The sequence below is a fragment of the Paeniglutamicibacter sp. NPDC091659 genome (assembly GCF_044756805.1).
Taxonomy (GTDB): Bacteria; Actinomycetota; Actinomycetes; order Actinomycetales; family Micrococcaceae; genus Paeniglutamicibacter.
Map to the genome: position 1 here is coordinate 88,638 of NZ_JBIVTO010000008.1, position 13,988 is coordinate 102,625.

Annotated in this window: 12 protein-coding genes and 1 tRNA gene; 2 read left to right on the forward strand and 11 right to left on the reverse strand. The window is 65.2% G+C overall.

Translation table 11 applies throughout. From position 1 onward, the window contains the following. Positions 1 to 63: 63 nt before the first annotated feature. The 7 genes from ACIQLF_RS15180 to ACIQLF_RS15210 all read right to left on the reverse strand — a co-directional run bounded on the left by ACIQLF_RS15180 (position 64) and on the right by ACIQLF_RS15210 (position 6,521). Entirely contained in the window at positions 64 to 894 is an 831-nt protein-coding gene (locus ACIQLF_RS15180) for a transporter substrate-binding domain-containing protein (RefSeq protein ID WP_400300033.1), read from the reverse strand. A gap of 315 nt (positions 895 to 1,209) precedes the next feature. After that, positions 1,210 to 2,136 carry an AEC family transporter gene (locus ACIQLF_RS15185; RefSeq protein WP_400300035.1) on the reverse strand — a complete coding sequence of 309 codons (927 nt, stop codon included), beginning with the start codon at positions 2,134 to 2,136 and terminating at the stop codon, positions 1,210 to 1,212. Positions 2,137 to 2,260: 124 nt separating this feature from the next. Further along, positions 2,261 to 2,331 (reverse strand) — tRNA-Gly (locus ACIQLF_RS15190). 66 nt (positions 2,332 to 2,397) lie between these two features. Then, complete coding sequence (locus tag ACIQLF_RS15195; RefSeq protein WP_400300037.1) at positions 2,398 to 3,606, reverse strand: cation:proton antiporter; 1,209 nt, start codon at positions 3,604 to 3,606, stop codon at positions 2,398 to 2,400. Between the two features lie 11 nt (positions 3,607 to 3,617). Further along, positions 3,618 to 4,100, reverse strand: coding sequence for a cation:proton antiporter regulatory subunit (locus ACIQLF_RS15200; RefSeq protein ID WP_400300040.1), 483 nt, complete (start codon positions 4,098 to 4,100; stop codon positions 3,618 to 3,620). 72 nt (positions 4,101 to 4,172) lie between these two features. Continuing rightward, on the reverse strand, positions 4,173 to 5,786 hold the full coding sequence (locus tag ACIQLF_RS15205; protein ID WP_400300043.1) for a hypothetical protein: 1,614 nt from the start codon (positions 5,784 to 5,786) through the stop codon (positions 4,173 to 4,175). 249 nt (positions 5,787 to 6,035) lie between these two features. Continuing rightward, the gene (locus ACIQLF_RS15210) at positions 6,036 to 6,521 is read right to left on the reverse strand and encodes an SseB family protein (protein WP_400300046.1); all 486 of its coding nucleotides are present in this window, start codon (positions 6,519 to 6,521) and stop codon (positions 6,036 to 6,038) included. Between the two features lie 110 nt (positions 6,522 to 6,631). Here ACIQLF_RS15210 and ACIQLF_RS15215 point away from each other — a divergent pair, with 110 nt between their 5' ends. After that, the gene (locus tag ACIQLF_RS15215; RefSeq protein ID WP_400300049.1) at positions 6,632 to 8,338 is read left to right on the forward strand and encodes a fumarate hydratase; all 1,707 of its coding nucleotides are present in this window, start codon (positions 6,632 to 6,634) and stop codon (positions 8,336 to 8,338) included. Positions 8,339 to 8,433: 95 nt separating this feature from the next. On the opposite strand, the gene ACIQLF_RS15220 is transcribed toward ACIQLF_RS15215, so the two are convergent. Both ACIQLF_RS15220 and ACIQLF_RS15225 read right to left on the reverse strand, forming a co-directional pair. Further along, a complete protein-coding gene (locus ACIQLF_RS15220; RefSeq protein WP_400300052.1) occupies positions 8,434 to 9,708 on the reverse strand; it encodes an Nramp family divalent metal transporter in 1,275 nt (424 codons plus the stop codon). A gap of 91 nt (positions 9,709 to 9,799) precedes the next feature. After that, positions 9,800 to 10,633 (reverse strand): D-alanyl-D-alanine carboxypeptidase family protein, encoded by an 834-nt coding sequence (locus tag ACIQLF_RS15225; protein WP_400300054.1) that lies wholly within the window; start codon positions 10,631 to 10,633, stop codon positions 9,800 to 9,802. A 179-nt stretch (positions 10,634 to 10,812) separates the two neighbouring features. On the opposite strand from ACIQLF_RS15225, the gene dcd reads away from it, so the two are divergent. After that, positions 10,813 to 11,394, forward strand: a complete 582-nt coding sequence (gene dcd / locus ACIQLF_RS15230; RefSeq protein ID WP_387527192.1) for a dCTP deaminase — start codon at positions 10,813 to 10,815, stop codon at positions 11,392 to 11,394. 96 nt (positions 11,395 to 11,490) lie between these two features. Here the strand turns inward: dcd and ACIQLF_RS15235 are convergent, their stop codons facing one another. Both ACIQLF_RS15235 and ACIQLF_RS15240 read right to left on the reverse strand, forming a co-directional pair. After that, a complete protein-coding gene (locus ACIQLF_RS15235) occupies positions 11,491 to 12,522 on the reverse strand; it encodes a malate dehydrogenase (RefSeq protein WP_400300058.1) in 1,032 nt (343 codons plus the stop codon). A 71-nt stretch (positions 12,523 to 12,593) separates the two neighbouring features. Next, positions 12,594 to 13,931: an MFS transporter gene (locus tag ACIQLF_RS15240; protein ID WP_400300060.1), complete on the reverse strand. Its 1,338-nt coding sequence runs from the start codon at positions 13,929 to 13,931 to the stop codon at positions 12,594 to 12,596. Positions 13,932 to 13,988 lie beyond the last annotated feature (57 nt).

Consider the following 13,988-nt stretch of genomic DNA (forward strand, 5'->3'; position numbering starts at 1 on the left):
ACCGGTCTCCTTAGTTAGTCGGAAAACCACTTGCAGCAACGTGTACGACAACAACGTTCAAACCTACTTGGTGACGTCGGCCCCGAAGTACTTGTCGGAGATCTTGGCCAGCGTCCCGTCGGCCTTCAGTTCGGCCAATGCACCGTCGACGGCCTTGACGAGGTCCTCGCTGCCAGTGCGGAAGGCGACCGCGCTTTCGGACTTGTCGGTGGTTTCGGCGGCGATCTTGATGCTTGGATCGTTCTTGGTCTTCTGCGAGTCCAGGTAAGTCAGCTTGTCGTTGATCGTCGCATCCACCCGGCCCTGCTTGAGCAACGTGACGGCCTGGGCCCAACCCTCGACGGCTTCGACCTTTGCGCCCGAGTCCTTGGCCAGCTGGTACCAGTTGCTGGTCAGCGACTGGGCAGTGGTCTTGCCCTTGAGATCGGCGAACGAAGAAATGTCGGTGTTGTCGGCCTTGGTCACGATCACGCCGGTGCTCACCGTGTAGGGAGTCGAGAAGAGGTACTTTGCCTTGCGCTCGGGGGTGATCGAAACCTGGTTGGCGATCATGTCGAAGCGGCCGGCCTCAAGACCGGCAAAAATGGCATCCCACTGGGTTTCCTCGAACTTGGCCTCGACGCCAAGCTTGCCGGCGATCGCCGTTGCGATTTCCACGTCGAAGCCGGTCAGCGCGCCGGTGCCACCCTCATGGAAGGAGAAAGGCTTGTAGGTTCCCTCGGTGCCGATCTTGAGCACCCCGGCGTCCTTGACTTGCTGCAATGTCAGGCCGCTGGCTGTTCCCGTGGCGCCGGCGGATCCGGAGGTCGCGGACGGGGTTGAGGATCCTCCGCAAGCGGTAAGCGTCACAGCGATCACGGCGGTGGTCATCAACGCAAAGAATTGGCGTTTCATGGGGCAGTACGTTCCTTTCGAAAACAAAAATGTTCGCACCTAGGGCGGGCTGCGTCCTGTGAAACAAAACGCCTGCCGATGCGAACCTTGATGTGACGCTAACACGGAGGCCCGGCCGGCATAAGTGCTATGTTCCGAAGTGCGTCGAAAATGTTTGCTGAATGGGCCTTATTCGCTGAATATTGCCAACCCAGGTGGATAAATTCGTAACAATGTCACCCCTGCGGTACACAGTGGAAACCAGCTTCGCCGAAGAGGATAAAACGCCCAAGGATGCCTTGCCGGAACGGGGCGCATGTGTTTGGTCTGCCGCCGCTAGGTAAGCAGCAGCGGAACCAGCATCATGGCCGGAACCGCAACGATCGTGGTGAGCAGCACCGTGTCCTTGGCCAAGACGACCCCGCGCTCATAGCGAGAGGCCGTGACAAAGATGTTCTGGGCCGTGGGGAGCGCAGCCATGATGACCACGATAAAGACATCATTGCCTTCCAGCCCGAACAGCCACCGGGCGCAGGCCCACGCCGCCACCGGCTGGAACACCAATTTCAGTGCCGTGGCAACGACGGTGTCGGCTTTGCGGCCGCCGGAGGCCTCCAGCGGCTTGGATCCGACCAACGAAATGCCAAAGGCGATCAACATCGCAGGAATGGACGCGCCCGCAATGAGCCCGATGGGATCCGCCAGGGGCTGGGGCAACTCCACGTTGAACAGGGCACAAGCCAATCCGGCCAGGGATCCCACGATCATGGGGTTCTTCGCCGTCTGGACCAGCATCGACAGGGGCGTGGTGCGGTGCCTCGAGGTGCTTGCATCCAGGATGGCGAGGCAAACGGGGGAGTAGAGGGCCAGCTGCCACAGGATCACCGGTGCCGCGTAGGAAATGTCGCCAAGCACGTAAAGCGCGATGGGCAGACCCAAGTTGGCCGAGTTCACCGTCGAGGAGCTCATGGCGCCGATGGTCGTCTCGGTGATGTCGCGGCGCAGCCACCACCGAGTGGCCAGCACAAAGGCCAGGGCGGTGGCTATCGACGAGATCGCTGCGATGCCCAGGTAGGGACCCAGCACAGCGACAGGGTCCGAGTCCGCCAGAGTGGTGAACAGCAGAGCCGGGCTGGCGACGAAGAAGGTCAGGCGGTTGAGCACATACCGCGCATCGGGGCCCAACACCCCGGTGCGTCCCACCAGGTAGCCGACGGCGATCACCGTCCAGACCACGGCAAAACCCGAGAGTACACCGAGCATACGTTGTGGCACCTTCCCGATCGGACGGAATCGCAGGTCGGGAACTTCACGGTCCCCGGTGCACGGAGCGCACTGCGGCTTAACGCATTGAGACCCGGCCAACGGCCGGGTCTCAACAATCACGAGCGGGCGACGGGAATCGAACCCGCGTGTCCAGCTTGGGAAGCTGGCGCTCTACCATTGAGCTACGCCCGCGATGCGCCGAGAAGCCTATTGACCGCCCGGGCACAGACAGCATATCCCAAAGTGGGCCCCCAAAACCTAATCGGTGACGAAGGGGCTGTCGGGGCGTGTTGGGGACGGCCGGGTCCGCTTGCGCAGGAACGGCCTGCTCAGCGGTTCCACGAAGCGCGCAGCCACCGGTCCCAGGACGGCGAGCAACAACACGTAGGCGGTTGCCAGGGCAGCGAGCTCGCCGGTGACCACGCCGGAGGCAACCGCCAGGCCGGCGATGACGATGGAGAATTCACCGCGGGCGATCAATGCGACACCTGCACGCAAGCGGCCCGGCACGCCGATGCCTGCGCGTTTCGCCGCCCAGACGCCGGTGAGGACCTTGGTCGCCGAGGTGACCACTGCCAGTCCAATGGCCATGGGCAGGACGGCGGGAATGGTTGTCGGGTCGGTGTTGAGCCCAAAGACCACAAAGAACATGGCGGCGAAAAGATCGCGCAGGGGCTCGAGGACCTTTGCTGCCGAGCTTGCTGTCGACCCGGAAATGGCGATGCCCAGGAGGAACGCCCCCACAGCTGCGGAAACCTGAAGGGCCGAAGCGATGCCGGCAACCAACAGGGCCGCGCCGATGAGCTTGAGCAGGAAATTCTCCTGGTCGGCCGAGTGTATGAGCCGGGAAATCTGCGGGCCGAACCGAAGTGCCGCAAGCAGCACCACGGTAATTGCTGCCAAGGCGATGCCCACCGTGCGCAGCCCGCCAAAGAAACTCAGGCCGGCCAAGGTTGCGGTGAGTGCGGGTAGGTAAATGGCCATGGCCAGGTCTTCGAGGACCAGGATCGAAAGGACAACCGGGGTTTCACGGTTACCCAATCGCCCCAAGTCGGAGAGGACCTTTGCGATGATTCCGGAAGAAGAAACGTAGGTGACCCCGCCCAGGACCAAGGCCCCGGTGGCTCCCCATCCCATGAGCAAAGCAAGGCCTGCCCCCGGGGTGAAATTCAAGAGGAAATCCACGATCCCGGCAAACCAGGACCCCTTGAGTCCCGTGACCAGTTCTCGGGCAGTGTATTCAAGCCCCAGCATCAGCAGCAGCAGGATCACGCCGATTTCACTGGCAATTTCACCGAATTCGGAGATTCCGCCAAGATCGATCAACCCGCCGTGCCCAAACATGAGGCCGCCGACGAGGTAAAGCGGAACCGGCGACATCCCGAATTTGGCTGCCATGCGTCCCAAGAGGCCAAGGCCAAGGAAGACGGCTCCAAGCTCAATCAGAATGACTGCTGTTTCCCCCATGATCCTTCGCCTTATCCGTCGTTTATCAGGCGGGCGGCACTGTCAAGGCCAGTGGACGTGCCGACAATGACCAACACATCACCGGCATTGAGTTCGAAGGACGGCTCCGGGGAAGGGAAAACGTTTCCGCTGCGGGAAATCGCAACAACCGACGCACCGGTACGGGTACGCAGGTTGGTGTCGCCGAGGGTCCGGTTCACGTACGGGCTCTCGTGGCTGACCACGAATTGCTGGGTGTTGACCCCCGGGAGGTCCCGGTGCTGGTCGGTCAGCTGGGTGACCAGCTGCGGTGCGCCCAGCATGGCGCCGATGGCCCCCGCTTCGTCCACACTCAATGGAATGGCAGCGGCGCACGCATCGGGATCTTCACGCTGGGAGATGATCAGCTGCATGGATCCGTCACGCAGGATGACCACCCCGACCCGGCGGCCCGACGCGAGGGTGATTTCGCGACGGACACCGAGACCGGGCAGCGAGGTATCTTCAAAATTCATGCTTTAACTTTAGTACCGTTCCTGCTAGGTGCGTTCAAGTAGCGCACCATTTCCCCGAACGGTCTTGGGAGGCTACCGCCGGCCGGTTCCCGGCGGGCCCGGGCGGCTCGCGGCCGCCGGGCGAACCGGGCCTGTGCCGATGGCCGCGCTTTCGGGTGCGTGACCGGGCCTGGGACTGGGTTGGCCCGCAAGCGTCCGCTGTCGCGTGCGGGGTCCGTCCTCCCGTCGCCTGATCGGGCACCCGAGGGCGCGCCTGCCGATGGCCACGGATGCGGCGTGGTGCCGCGTCACAGTCCCACCGGAAGCTGCTTGCAGGGGTTTCTGCCAGTGCTGGCCGCCCCACCGCGAGGTGTAGGCCGGGTCCACGGCGATCACGTGGAGCCCACGGTTGGCGGCCATGGACACCAGCCGCTCCCGGAACTTCCCGGTGGGGATGCCGTGCACGGTGCGGCGGAAGCGCTTCCCGCGCACCCCGCGGCCCATGGTCTCCCGCCCGGTGCTCCGCGCGTCCCGGAAGTTCAGGTCCTCGATGGCGATGGCCGCGGCGCCGGTGCCCTGGGCGAGATCCAGCAGGGCGGTGATCGCCGCGCGCAGCCGTCCGTCCCGGGTGCCGGTCGGCAGGCCCGCCAACTCCAACAGGATGGTCACCGGATGGCCGACTGGGTTACCCGAGGCATCCAGCCGGCAGACTGCCAAGTGGTCGGCGTTCAGGTCCACCCCCACCACCCCGGAGGAGTGCAACGTCCCAAGCGGCGGGACAGACACGTCGCGGTAGCCCCAGGACGCGTCCAAATACCAGCGCCCCTTGATCGGGTCGTGGCTGATGTCGTAGCGGATACTGCGGCGCGCGGCCACCCGGTCCGCCCACTCCCCGCCACGGTGGCTGAACGCGACCGGGACCGACAGCACCAAGTGGTCACCCAGGGCCGGATCCAGGAATGTGGGGATCTTGATGGCCAGGGTTCCGTCTTCGTTGAGGCGGATGGTTTGGTTGCCGCCGATCTGTCCGGATTCCCCGTCCGCGATCAGGAACATCCGGGCAGATGCCCACCGTTCTTCCCAATGCTCCCGGGTGAGGTGGGCGGCATCCAAGTGGTTGCGGGTCTTCCAGAGGCGCTTGCCGCCCACCGTGATCAAGGGGCGCCCCGCGGCCAGGGCGGATTGGGCCGTCTCGAGGCGGTCATTCAGCTGGGCCAATCGGCGGGTCTTTTGGAACCGCTCCGCCTCGTTCCCGTAGCCGCGGACCTTCCCGCCGTTCTGTCCGACGGGTACCGCGATCCGTAGGTGCAGGGCCGTTGTGGCCGCACGCAGGTGCGAGACCTCCGCGGCCAGGGCACGGAGGCCCAGCTGGTATTGGTCCTCGGCGGCCCGTGTGATCGACCCGGCCCACCGGGACGACGATGCGGCGGTGAGGTTGCGCTTGCGCTCGGCCCTGCCCCGCTCCGCGGCCGGGACACTTCCCAGCGCCACCCGCCCGGACAGGTCCGTGCGGTACAGGTGCCCCAGATGCTCCCCGATCAGCCTCAGCGCGCGGGCCTCGGACTCGGTGGGGCGCAGTCGGCTGCGGATCCGCACCCCGGACGGCGGGGCGACCACGAACGGGGCCGAGATCCTCCGTAGTCCGCCGGGACCCCGGACAGGGTGCTGGCGGGCAGGATCTGTGGGGGTTTGGTGAGGGTAATCCACGCATTCATTCTGAACCCCGCCACCGACAATTTGGGCCCGGCTCGGAGGGGATGTGGACAGCTCGGGGCGGGCGAACACCGGCAGGAATTCCAGCCGCGACCACGCCCGGAACGCATGGAATCCCACCCTCGGGAACAGCGCGGAGACCGCCGCCGCATCCGAGTGCGCAGTCCTTCGTACCCAAGCTCGTTCACGGGCCAGCCGTTGGCAACCCCGGCACCATGGATGCCGGGGTACCAGCGGAACGAGTTATGCCTGCTGGTTCTTCAGCGTTCCATCGGGATTGAAGTCCTCGCGGATGGTCTTCACGCCTTCGGCGTCGATCTCGAAGCTCAGTTCGTGGCCCGGGTTGATCACGAAGCCCGTGTCGATCAGCGAACGCACGATCGTTGCGCCCAGGACCTGGACTCCGTAGGGGGCCGCGTCGATGTAGGTTCCGGGAATGCGTGCCAGGTGGGTGAAGAGCGCGATGACCGGTTGGCCGTTCGCGTTCTGCAACACCATCGGCTGGGCGTTCGTGGCTTCGCCGGTGACCTTCTCGCGGCTCAGGAAGAAGACCTCGGAGGCCATGAAGGATGCGATGACCTGGCCGCTGAGGGCGGGGTCGTTCTGCCCGGCACGGATCATCATCTCGAAGTGGGTGACGGGGGCGTTGGGGTTCGTGACGCTGGCGGTCGCGGCGGGGTTTTCCTCGGTGGCCGAGGCGTTCTGGGATTGCTGGTTCTCTTCGCTCATGCCCCCAAGCATGTCTATATTGCGCCCGGCGGCGCAACCCGATGTCTGGTTGTTCCCCCAACCGTCCTAAACTGGTGGCATACGTTTTGAATCTTTTGCGAGGAAACCTCATGCCCGAATTCCAGTACGAAGACCTCCTGCCCATCGGGGCGGACGAGACAACCTACCGCCAGATTTCCACCGAGGGTGTCCGCACCGTCGAGGGCCCGGGCGGCCGAACGTACCTCGAGGTCGACCCCGAAGCACTGGAGCTGCTGGCCACCACCGCGCTCCACGACATCTCCCACTACCTGCGCCCGGCGCACCTGCAGCAGCTGCGCAACATCCTCGACGATGAGGAAGCCAGCCCGAACGACAAGTTCGTCGCCCTGGACCTGCTGAAGAACGCAAACATCGCCGCCGGCGGCATCCTGCCCATGTGCCAGGACACCGGCACCGCGATCGTCATGGGCAAGCGCGGCCAGCATGTGCTGACCCAGGGCCCGGACGAGAAGGACCTGTCCAAGGGCATCTACGACGCCTACACCACGCTGAACCTGCGCTACTCGCAGTTGGCCCCGCTGACCACCTGGGAAGAGAAGTCCACCGGCAACAACCTGCCGGCGCAGATCGAGCTGTACGCGGACACCACCCCGGGACACGAGAACCAGTACAAGTTCCTCTTCATGGCCAAGGGCGGCGGATCCGCCAACAAGTCGTTCCTGTACCAGGAAACCAAGGCGATCCTGAACCCGAACGCGATGCTGCGCTTCCTTGATGAGAAGCTGCGCTCGCTGGGCACCGCTGCCTGCCCGCCGTACCACCTCTCCATCGTCATCGGCGGCACCTCCGCCGAGTTCGCGATGAAGACCGCCAAGTACGGTTCGGCCAAGTACCTGGACAACCTGCCGACCACCGGTGCGATGACCGGCCGCGGCTTCCGCGACACCGAGCTCGAGAAGCAGGTCCTTGAGCTGACCCGCAACTTCGGCATCGGCGCCCAGTTCGGCGGCAAGTACTTCTGCCACGACGTGCGCGTGGTGCGCCTGCCGCGCCACGGCGCCTCGCTGCCGGTGGCCATCGCCGTCTCCTGCTCGGCCGACCGCCAGATGCTTGCCAAGATCACCCCCGAGGGCGTGTTCGTGGAGCAGCTGGAAACCGATCCGGCGCGCTTCATGCCCGAGTCCGACCACCCGGCCATCGCCGCGCACGACGACGAGACCGCGGGTGTCTCCGGCACCGGCGGATCCTCCGTGGTGAAGATCGACCTGAACAAGCCGATGGACGAGATCTTGGCCGAGCTGACCAAGCACCCGGTCAAGTCCCGCCTCTCGCTCACCGGCCCGCTGGTGGTGGCCCGCGACATCGCGCACGCCAAGATCAAGGAACGCCTGGACGCCGGCGAGGACATGCCGCAATACCTCAAGGACCACCCGGTGTACTACGCCGGTCCGGCCAAGACCCCCGAAGGCATGGCCTCGGGTTCCTTCGGCCCGACCACCGCGGGACGCATGGACTCCTACGTGGACCAGTTCCAGGCGGCCGGCGGCTCCATGATCATGCTGGCCAAGGGCAACCGCTCCAAGGCCGTCACCGACGCCTGCAACACCCACGGCGGTTTCTACCTGGGCTCCATCGGCGGCCCGGCCGCGCGTCTGGCGCTCGACTGCATCAAGAAGGTCGAGGTCGTCGAATACGAGGAGCTCGGCATGGAAGCCATCTGGAAGATCGAGGTCGAGGACTTCCCGGCGTTCATCGTCGTCGATGACAAGGGCAACGACTTCTTCTCGGAATCCTCGAAGCCGACCTTCACCGGCCTGCCGATCCGCACCAAGTAGCGGCGGCCCTGCGAGGGGATCGACTGCTGCGCAGGAAAGCGAAGGGCGCGGGTGTGAAAACACCCGCGCCCTTCGCCGTATCCCGGGGAACCGGCTCAGCCTTGGACGGTCAGGACGATCAGGACCACGTTCAACGAAATCAACATCACCGAAACCAGGATGCCCGCGGCGGTGGTGAACCACTTGTTGGCGTAGCCGCCCATGACGCTGGGTCGGGCCGTGAGGTTCACCAAAGGGATTAGTGCAAACGGGATGCCGAACGAGAGCGCAACCTGGCTCAGGATCAGCGCGAATGTCGGATCGACGCCCGCGGCGAGGATGATCAGCGCGGGCGTGAGCGTGATCAGCCGGCGGGCGACGATGGAGATGCGCCGGTGCAGCAGCCCGTCCATGATTTCCGCCCCGGCGTAGGCGCCGACGGCCGTCGAGGCCAGACCGGAGGCCAGCAGGCCCACGGCGAAGAGCGTGGCGATGACCGGGCCCAGCGCCGTCTCCAGTGCGGCGTGCGCACCCTCGAGCGTATCGGTTCCCTCGACCCCCGACAGGTTGACGGCGGCCAGCAGCAACATGGCGACGTTGACCGAGCCCGCGATGAGCATGGCGACCGAGACGTCCCAGCGCGTTGCCGTCAGCAGGCGGGGGATGCTGTGCTGTCTCGGGTCACTGCCGAAGCGGTCGCGCGCCAGCGAGGAATGCGCGTAGATGGCATGGGGCATGATCGTTGCCCCGAGGATCGATGCGGCCAGCAGCACCGAGTTGGCATCGGCAAAGCGCGGAACCAGTCCGCCGGCCAGGCTGGAGGCCTCGGGCGGGGCGATCACGACCCCGGCGCAGAATCCGACCGCGATGATCAGCAGCAGCGCTATCACGATGCGTTCGAAGACCCAGGGGCCCTTGTGGGTTTGCACCAGGAGAAGGCCCATGGAGATCACCCCGGTGATCAATCCGCCGAGCAGCAGCGGCAGGTCAAAGAGCAGGTACAGGGCCACGGCACCGCCGATGACCTCGGCGATGTCGGTGGCCATGGCGACGGCCTCGGCCTGCAGCCAGTAGGCGATCCTGCCCGCGCGGGTCCCGAAGCGGTCGCGCAGCGCCTCCGGAAGGGACTTGCCCGTGACCACGCCCAGCTTGGCCGAGAGGTATTGGACCAACCACGCCATCACGTTGCCGCTGACAACCACCCACACCAACAGGTACCCGTATTGGGCGCCGGCGCTCATGTTGGCCGCGACATTGCCGGGATCCAGGTAGGCGACGCCTGCGACCAGGGCAGGGCCAAGCAGCCACAAGAGGCGTCGGGATGACGGCAGTGTCGTCGATGCGTGGGTTGTTTCGGCGGCGACGGTGGCGCCGAAATCATTTTTAGGCATGACTAAAGCGTAGCGTGTTTTAGTCTTGCCTAAAACAGTTTGTGGAACATGCTGCCGACGAGGGCGGAAGCCTGGCCGATTGTCCCGGAGGTCAGCGGGCGAAGTCGTAGCCGATGGACCAATCGCGGTACGGGGGAAGGAAGCGCAGGATCAGCAGGGACTCGCGTTGCTGCTTCATTTCCTCGGCGGTCAACGGCTTCACCTTCGTGGCCTTGACCAGGCTCGCGTGGTATTCCTCGAAGGTCTTGGCCTTGGATGCCTTCATGGCCATGGCCTGTTCAACGCCGACGTAGCGCAGGTGCCAGGGCTCGTGCTTGTAGCCCGTGACCTTTTCGCCGTCGGCGGGATAGCGAACAATGAAGCCGAAGCGTTCGACGTTCTTGGCCAACCACTTGCCTTCGGGAGTGTCACCGAAGCAGGCCTTCAGGTCGCAGGCCGTGTTGTGCGAGCCCAAGTCCGTTGCGAGTCCAAGCTGGTGTTCGCTGGTGCCCGCCGGAGCCGAAATGCGGGTTGCAAACTCGACCCCGTAACGCGCCTTGTACTGGTTGAAGAGGGCTGCCTGCCGGTCGTATGAACGGTAGGCGCTCAGGACCGTCAGCGAACGGGAATCCTTGCGCGCGGCGTCGAGCAAACGTTCCAACGCCGTGGCCGCCTCGTCACGCAGCTGCGAGTCGCTGCCCGCGACCGTGCGGAGATCCTTGGGCTTGTAGTTTGCCGGCTTCAGGGCGTTGTCGCGGTTGACCAAAACCAGCAGTGAGGCCGGGTCCTTGGTGAGCTCGTTCGCGGTGGGCGCCTTGGGCTGTTTCTCCGAGCCAACCGAAGGTATCGCCGGGGCAGCCATGGCTGCCGGAGCCGCGGCGACGCCGGAGACCAGCAGGCCGACGCCCAGCAGGAGCGCGGGAACGCCAAGACGAAACGAAGACACGATGCCCTTTCACGAACTGAAACACCAAGGAATAGTTTCAGGATAACCGCTGAACCTTGGATAATCCTTGCGCGACCACCGCCTGTGAGCCGCCGGAGGATTCCGGTGGTGAGGTCATGTGGGCCACAACCTCGTTGCCAATGCCTGATAGGAGCGGTAAATGGGATATTTTGGGTGTTGTGCTGATTTCTGATGGTGATATTCGACGCGAACTCGCGGCCGACCGTATTAAGCTGGACCCCTTCGACCCGGCGATGGTTCAGCCGGCGAGCGTTGACGTGAGGATCGACCGGTTCTTCCGGCTCTTCGACAACCACAAGTACGCCCACATCGACCCGGCGCTGGACCAGCCGGAGCTGACCCGCCTGGTGGAGGTTGAACCCGACGAGCCGTTCATCCTGCACCCCGGTGAATTCGTGCTCGGCTCGACCTACGAAACCGTCACGCTCCCCACGGACATCGCTGCGCGCCTCGAGGGCAAGAGCTCCCTCGGCCGGCTGGGCCTGTTGACCCACTCCACCGCCGGGTTCATCGACCCGGGTTTCTCCGGGCACGTGACCCTGGAACTTTCCAACATGGCAACGCTGCCGATCAAGCTGTGGCCCGGGTCCAAGATCGGTCAGCTTTGCTTCTTCAAGCTTTCCTCCCCGGCGGAGCACCCCTATGGTTCCGGTGCCTACGGCAACCGCTACCAGGGCCAGCGCGGGCCCACAGCCTCGCGCAGCCACCTGAACTTCCACCGGACGACGCTGGAAAACTAGCCCGCCCTGCCCAAGGCCCGGACCACGTGGTCCGGGCCTCCGCTGCTTAACCGTCGCGGTGACTCGCGACCCGTGGACGGGTCTGCCTGGAGCGTTCTAGCGGACCATTCCCAGGCTGCGGACCATGTCGCGCTCGTCGCGCAATTCCCGGATCGACCTGTCGATGCGCGCCTGCACCGCGGGCGAGACCGCCAGCCCCTGCTCGATCTCCCAGGCCTGGTTGTTGCTGCGCACCGGGAACGAACTGATCAGCCCGGGGTCCACTCCGTAGGATCCGTCGGAGACCCGGGCCGCGGACGTCCAGGAAGCTCCGGTGCCCAGCACCCAGTCGTGCATGTGGTCCACCGCCGCGGCCGCGGCCGATGCCGCCGAGGACGAGCCCCTGACCTCGATGATCTCGGCACCGCGCTTGGCCACCCGGGGAATGAACGTTTCATCCAGCCATGCCTCGACCGCCCCGGGGCTGCCCAACACCGCGGCCAGCGCCTCGGGCAGGGTGCGCGGCACCCCGCTGGAATCCGTGACAATGCCGTGGGTGATGTCGGGAACCTGCGTGGCCGAATGGTTGCCCCAAATGGTGACGTTGCAGATCGAGCGGACCGGTATCTGAAGTGTCAGCGCCAATTGCGCAAGCGCCCGGTTGTGGTCGAGGCGCGTCATGGCGGTGAACCGTTCGGCGGGGACGTCTGGTGCGTGCGCGGAGGCAATGAATGCATTGGTGTTCGCCGGGTTGCCGACCACCAAGACCTTCACGTCGTCGGCCGCCCCGGCATTGATGGCTGCACCTTGCGGGGCGAAGATGGCGCCGTTGGCTTGCAGAAGGTCCCCGCGTTCCATGCCCGGTCCGCGCGGACGGGCCCCGACCAGCAGGGCGATGTTCGTCCCGTCGAACCCGGCGGACACGTCCGTGGTGATGTCGATGGAGTCGAGGGCGGGGAAGGCACAGTCCTGCAGCTCGAGGGCGGTTCCCTCGGCGGCCCTGATGCCGGCCGGGATTTCCAGGAGTCGCAGGCGCACCGGTGTGTCCGGGCCAAGCATGGCGCCCGAGGCTATGCGGAATAGCAGGGCGTAGCCGATCTGTCCGCCCGCTCCTGTCACGGTCACTGTCACGGGGGAGGGTGCGCTCATGGTCCCATCGAACCACGGCGGCCGGCCGGTGTCAGTAGCCGGGACCGAAACGAGAACACCGTGGCACCCGGTTAGGCGAGCTGCTCCACGCCCAGACGCCGGGGCGCACGCACCGGCAGCAGCAACGCCAGGCCCAGCACCAGGACGAGGATGATGCCAAGGATTCCATAGCGCTGCGCGTCCTCGACGAACGGCTTCGCCAGTGCAATGGATGTCGCGAAAAGCGCCGGCGCAAGGAAGCTCACCGCGCGTCCGGTGGTGGCGTACAGCCCGAAGAGTTCGCCCTCCTGCCCGGCCGGCGCCAGCCGCGCCAGGAAAGCCCGGCTGGAGGATTGCGCGGGCCCCACGAAGAGGCACAGCAGCAGCCCGAAGATCCAGAATCCCGCGGCGTCGGGTGAGAAGAAGACGCCGAAGCCGGCAACAACGAGTCCGATCAACGAGGTGACGATGACGTTTTTCGGGCCGATCTTGTCATCGAGCCAGCCTCCGAGCATGGCGCCGATGGCCGCAACGACGTTTCCGACAATGGCAAAGATGATCACCTGGGTCAGCGGGAAGCCGAAGGTGCCCGCGGCAATGACGCCGCCGAAGGTGAAGACCGCGGCTAGCCCGTCGCGGAACACGGCGCTGGAAACCAGGAAGTACACGGTGTGGCGGTCCGCGCGGGCCAGCGCCACCACGCGGTGCCAGAGTTCCGTGTAGGACTGCAGCACCGTGAAGCGGGGGCCGCCCGCGGTGCCGGGGATTTCCGGGACGGCAAAGAGCACCGGCAGGCCGAATCCCATGAACCATACAGCGGAGAACACCGCGACAAGGCGCAGGTTCAGCGCATTTTCCTCGGAGGCGCCGGCCCACGGGAAGATCGGTGTGACAAGCATGAACAAGACGATCGCCAGGGCCACGATGCCGCCGAGGTAGCCCATTCCCCATCCGAAACCCGAGACCTTGCCGATGGTTGCGGGGGTGGAGATCTGCGGCAGCATGGCGTTGTAGTTCACCGCGGCGAACTCGGCGAAGATCGATGCGAGGGCGATGAGCGTGACACCCAGGACCAGGAAGCGCGGTTCGGGGAAGACGAAGAAGCAGGCGGCCGTGAGCACCGCGACAACCACGGTGTTGACCCCGAGCCAGAAGCGCCGTCGGCCGCCGGCATCCGAGCGCAACCCCATGACCGGGGCCAGCAGCGCGATCGCGAACCCGGCGATGGCCAGGGCGTTGCCAAGCACCACGGAGTTCGCGTCCTTGTCGCCGAAGAGCTCGCTGGTCAGGTAGACCGTGAAGACGAAGGTTGTCATCACCGCGTTGATCGCGGCGGACCCCCAGTCCCAGGACGCCCAAGCCAACACGGTTTTATTGACAACTTTGGGTTTGATGGCCGGGTCCGGCGTCCCGACGGAAAACTCGCTCATGGCTGCATCGTAACCGCTCCCGGCTTCCATCGGGTTAACGATGCTCCGCCAAGACGG

What these genes read in the sequence shown, in the direction of transcription:
- ACIQLF_RS15180 (WP_400300033.1), bottom strand. Translation starts at nt 894, where the DNA reads ATGAAACGCCAATTCTTTGCGTTGATGACCACCGCCGTGATCGCTGTG.
- ACIQLF_RS15185 (WP_400300035.1), bottom strand. Translation starts at nt 2,136, where the DNA reads ATGCTCGGTGTACTCTCGGGTTTTGCCGTGGTCTGGACGGTGATCGCC.
- ACIQLF_RS15195 (WP_400300037.1), bottom strand. Translation starts at nt 3,606, where the DNA reads ATGGGGGAAACAGCAGTCATTCTGATTGAGCTTGGAGCCGTCTTCCTT.
- ACIQLF_RS15200 (WP_400300040.1), bottom strand. Translation starts at nt 4,100, where the DNA reads ATGAATTTTGAAGATACCTCGCTGCCCGGTCTCGGTGTCCGTCGCGAA.
- ACIQLF_RS15210 (WP_400300046.1), bottom strand. Translation starts at nt 6,521, where the DNA reads ATGAGCGAAGAGAACCAGCAATCCCAGAACGCCTCGGCCACCGAGGAA.
- ACIQLF_RS15215 (WP_400300049.1), top strand. Translation starts at nt 6,632, where the DNA reads ATGCCCGAATTCCAGTACGAAGACCTCCTGCCCATCGGGGCGGACGAG.
- ACIQLF_RS15220 (WP_400300052.1), bottom strand. Translation starts at nt 9,708, where the DNA reads ATGCCTAAAAATGATTTCGGCGCCACCGTCGCCGCCGAAACAACCCAC.
- ACIQLF_RS15235 (WP_400300058.1), bottom strand. Translation starts at nt 12,522, where the DNA reads ATGAGCGCACCCTCCCCCGTGACAGTGACCGTGACAGGAGCGGGCGGA.
- ACIQLF_RS15240 (WP_400300060.1), bottom strand. Translation starts at nt 13,931, where the DNA reads ATGAGCGAGTTTTCCGTCGGGACGCCGGACCCGGCCATCAAACCCAAA.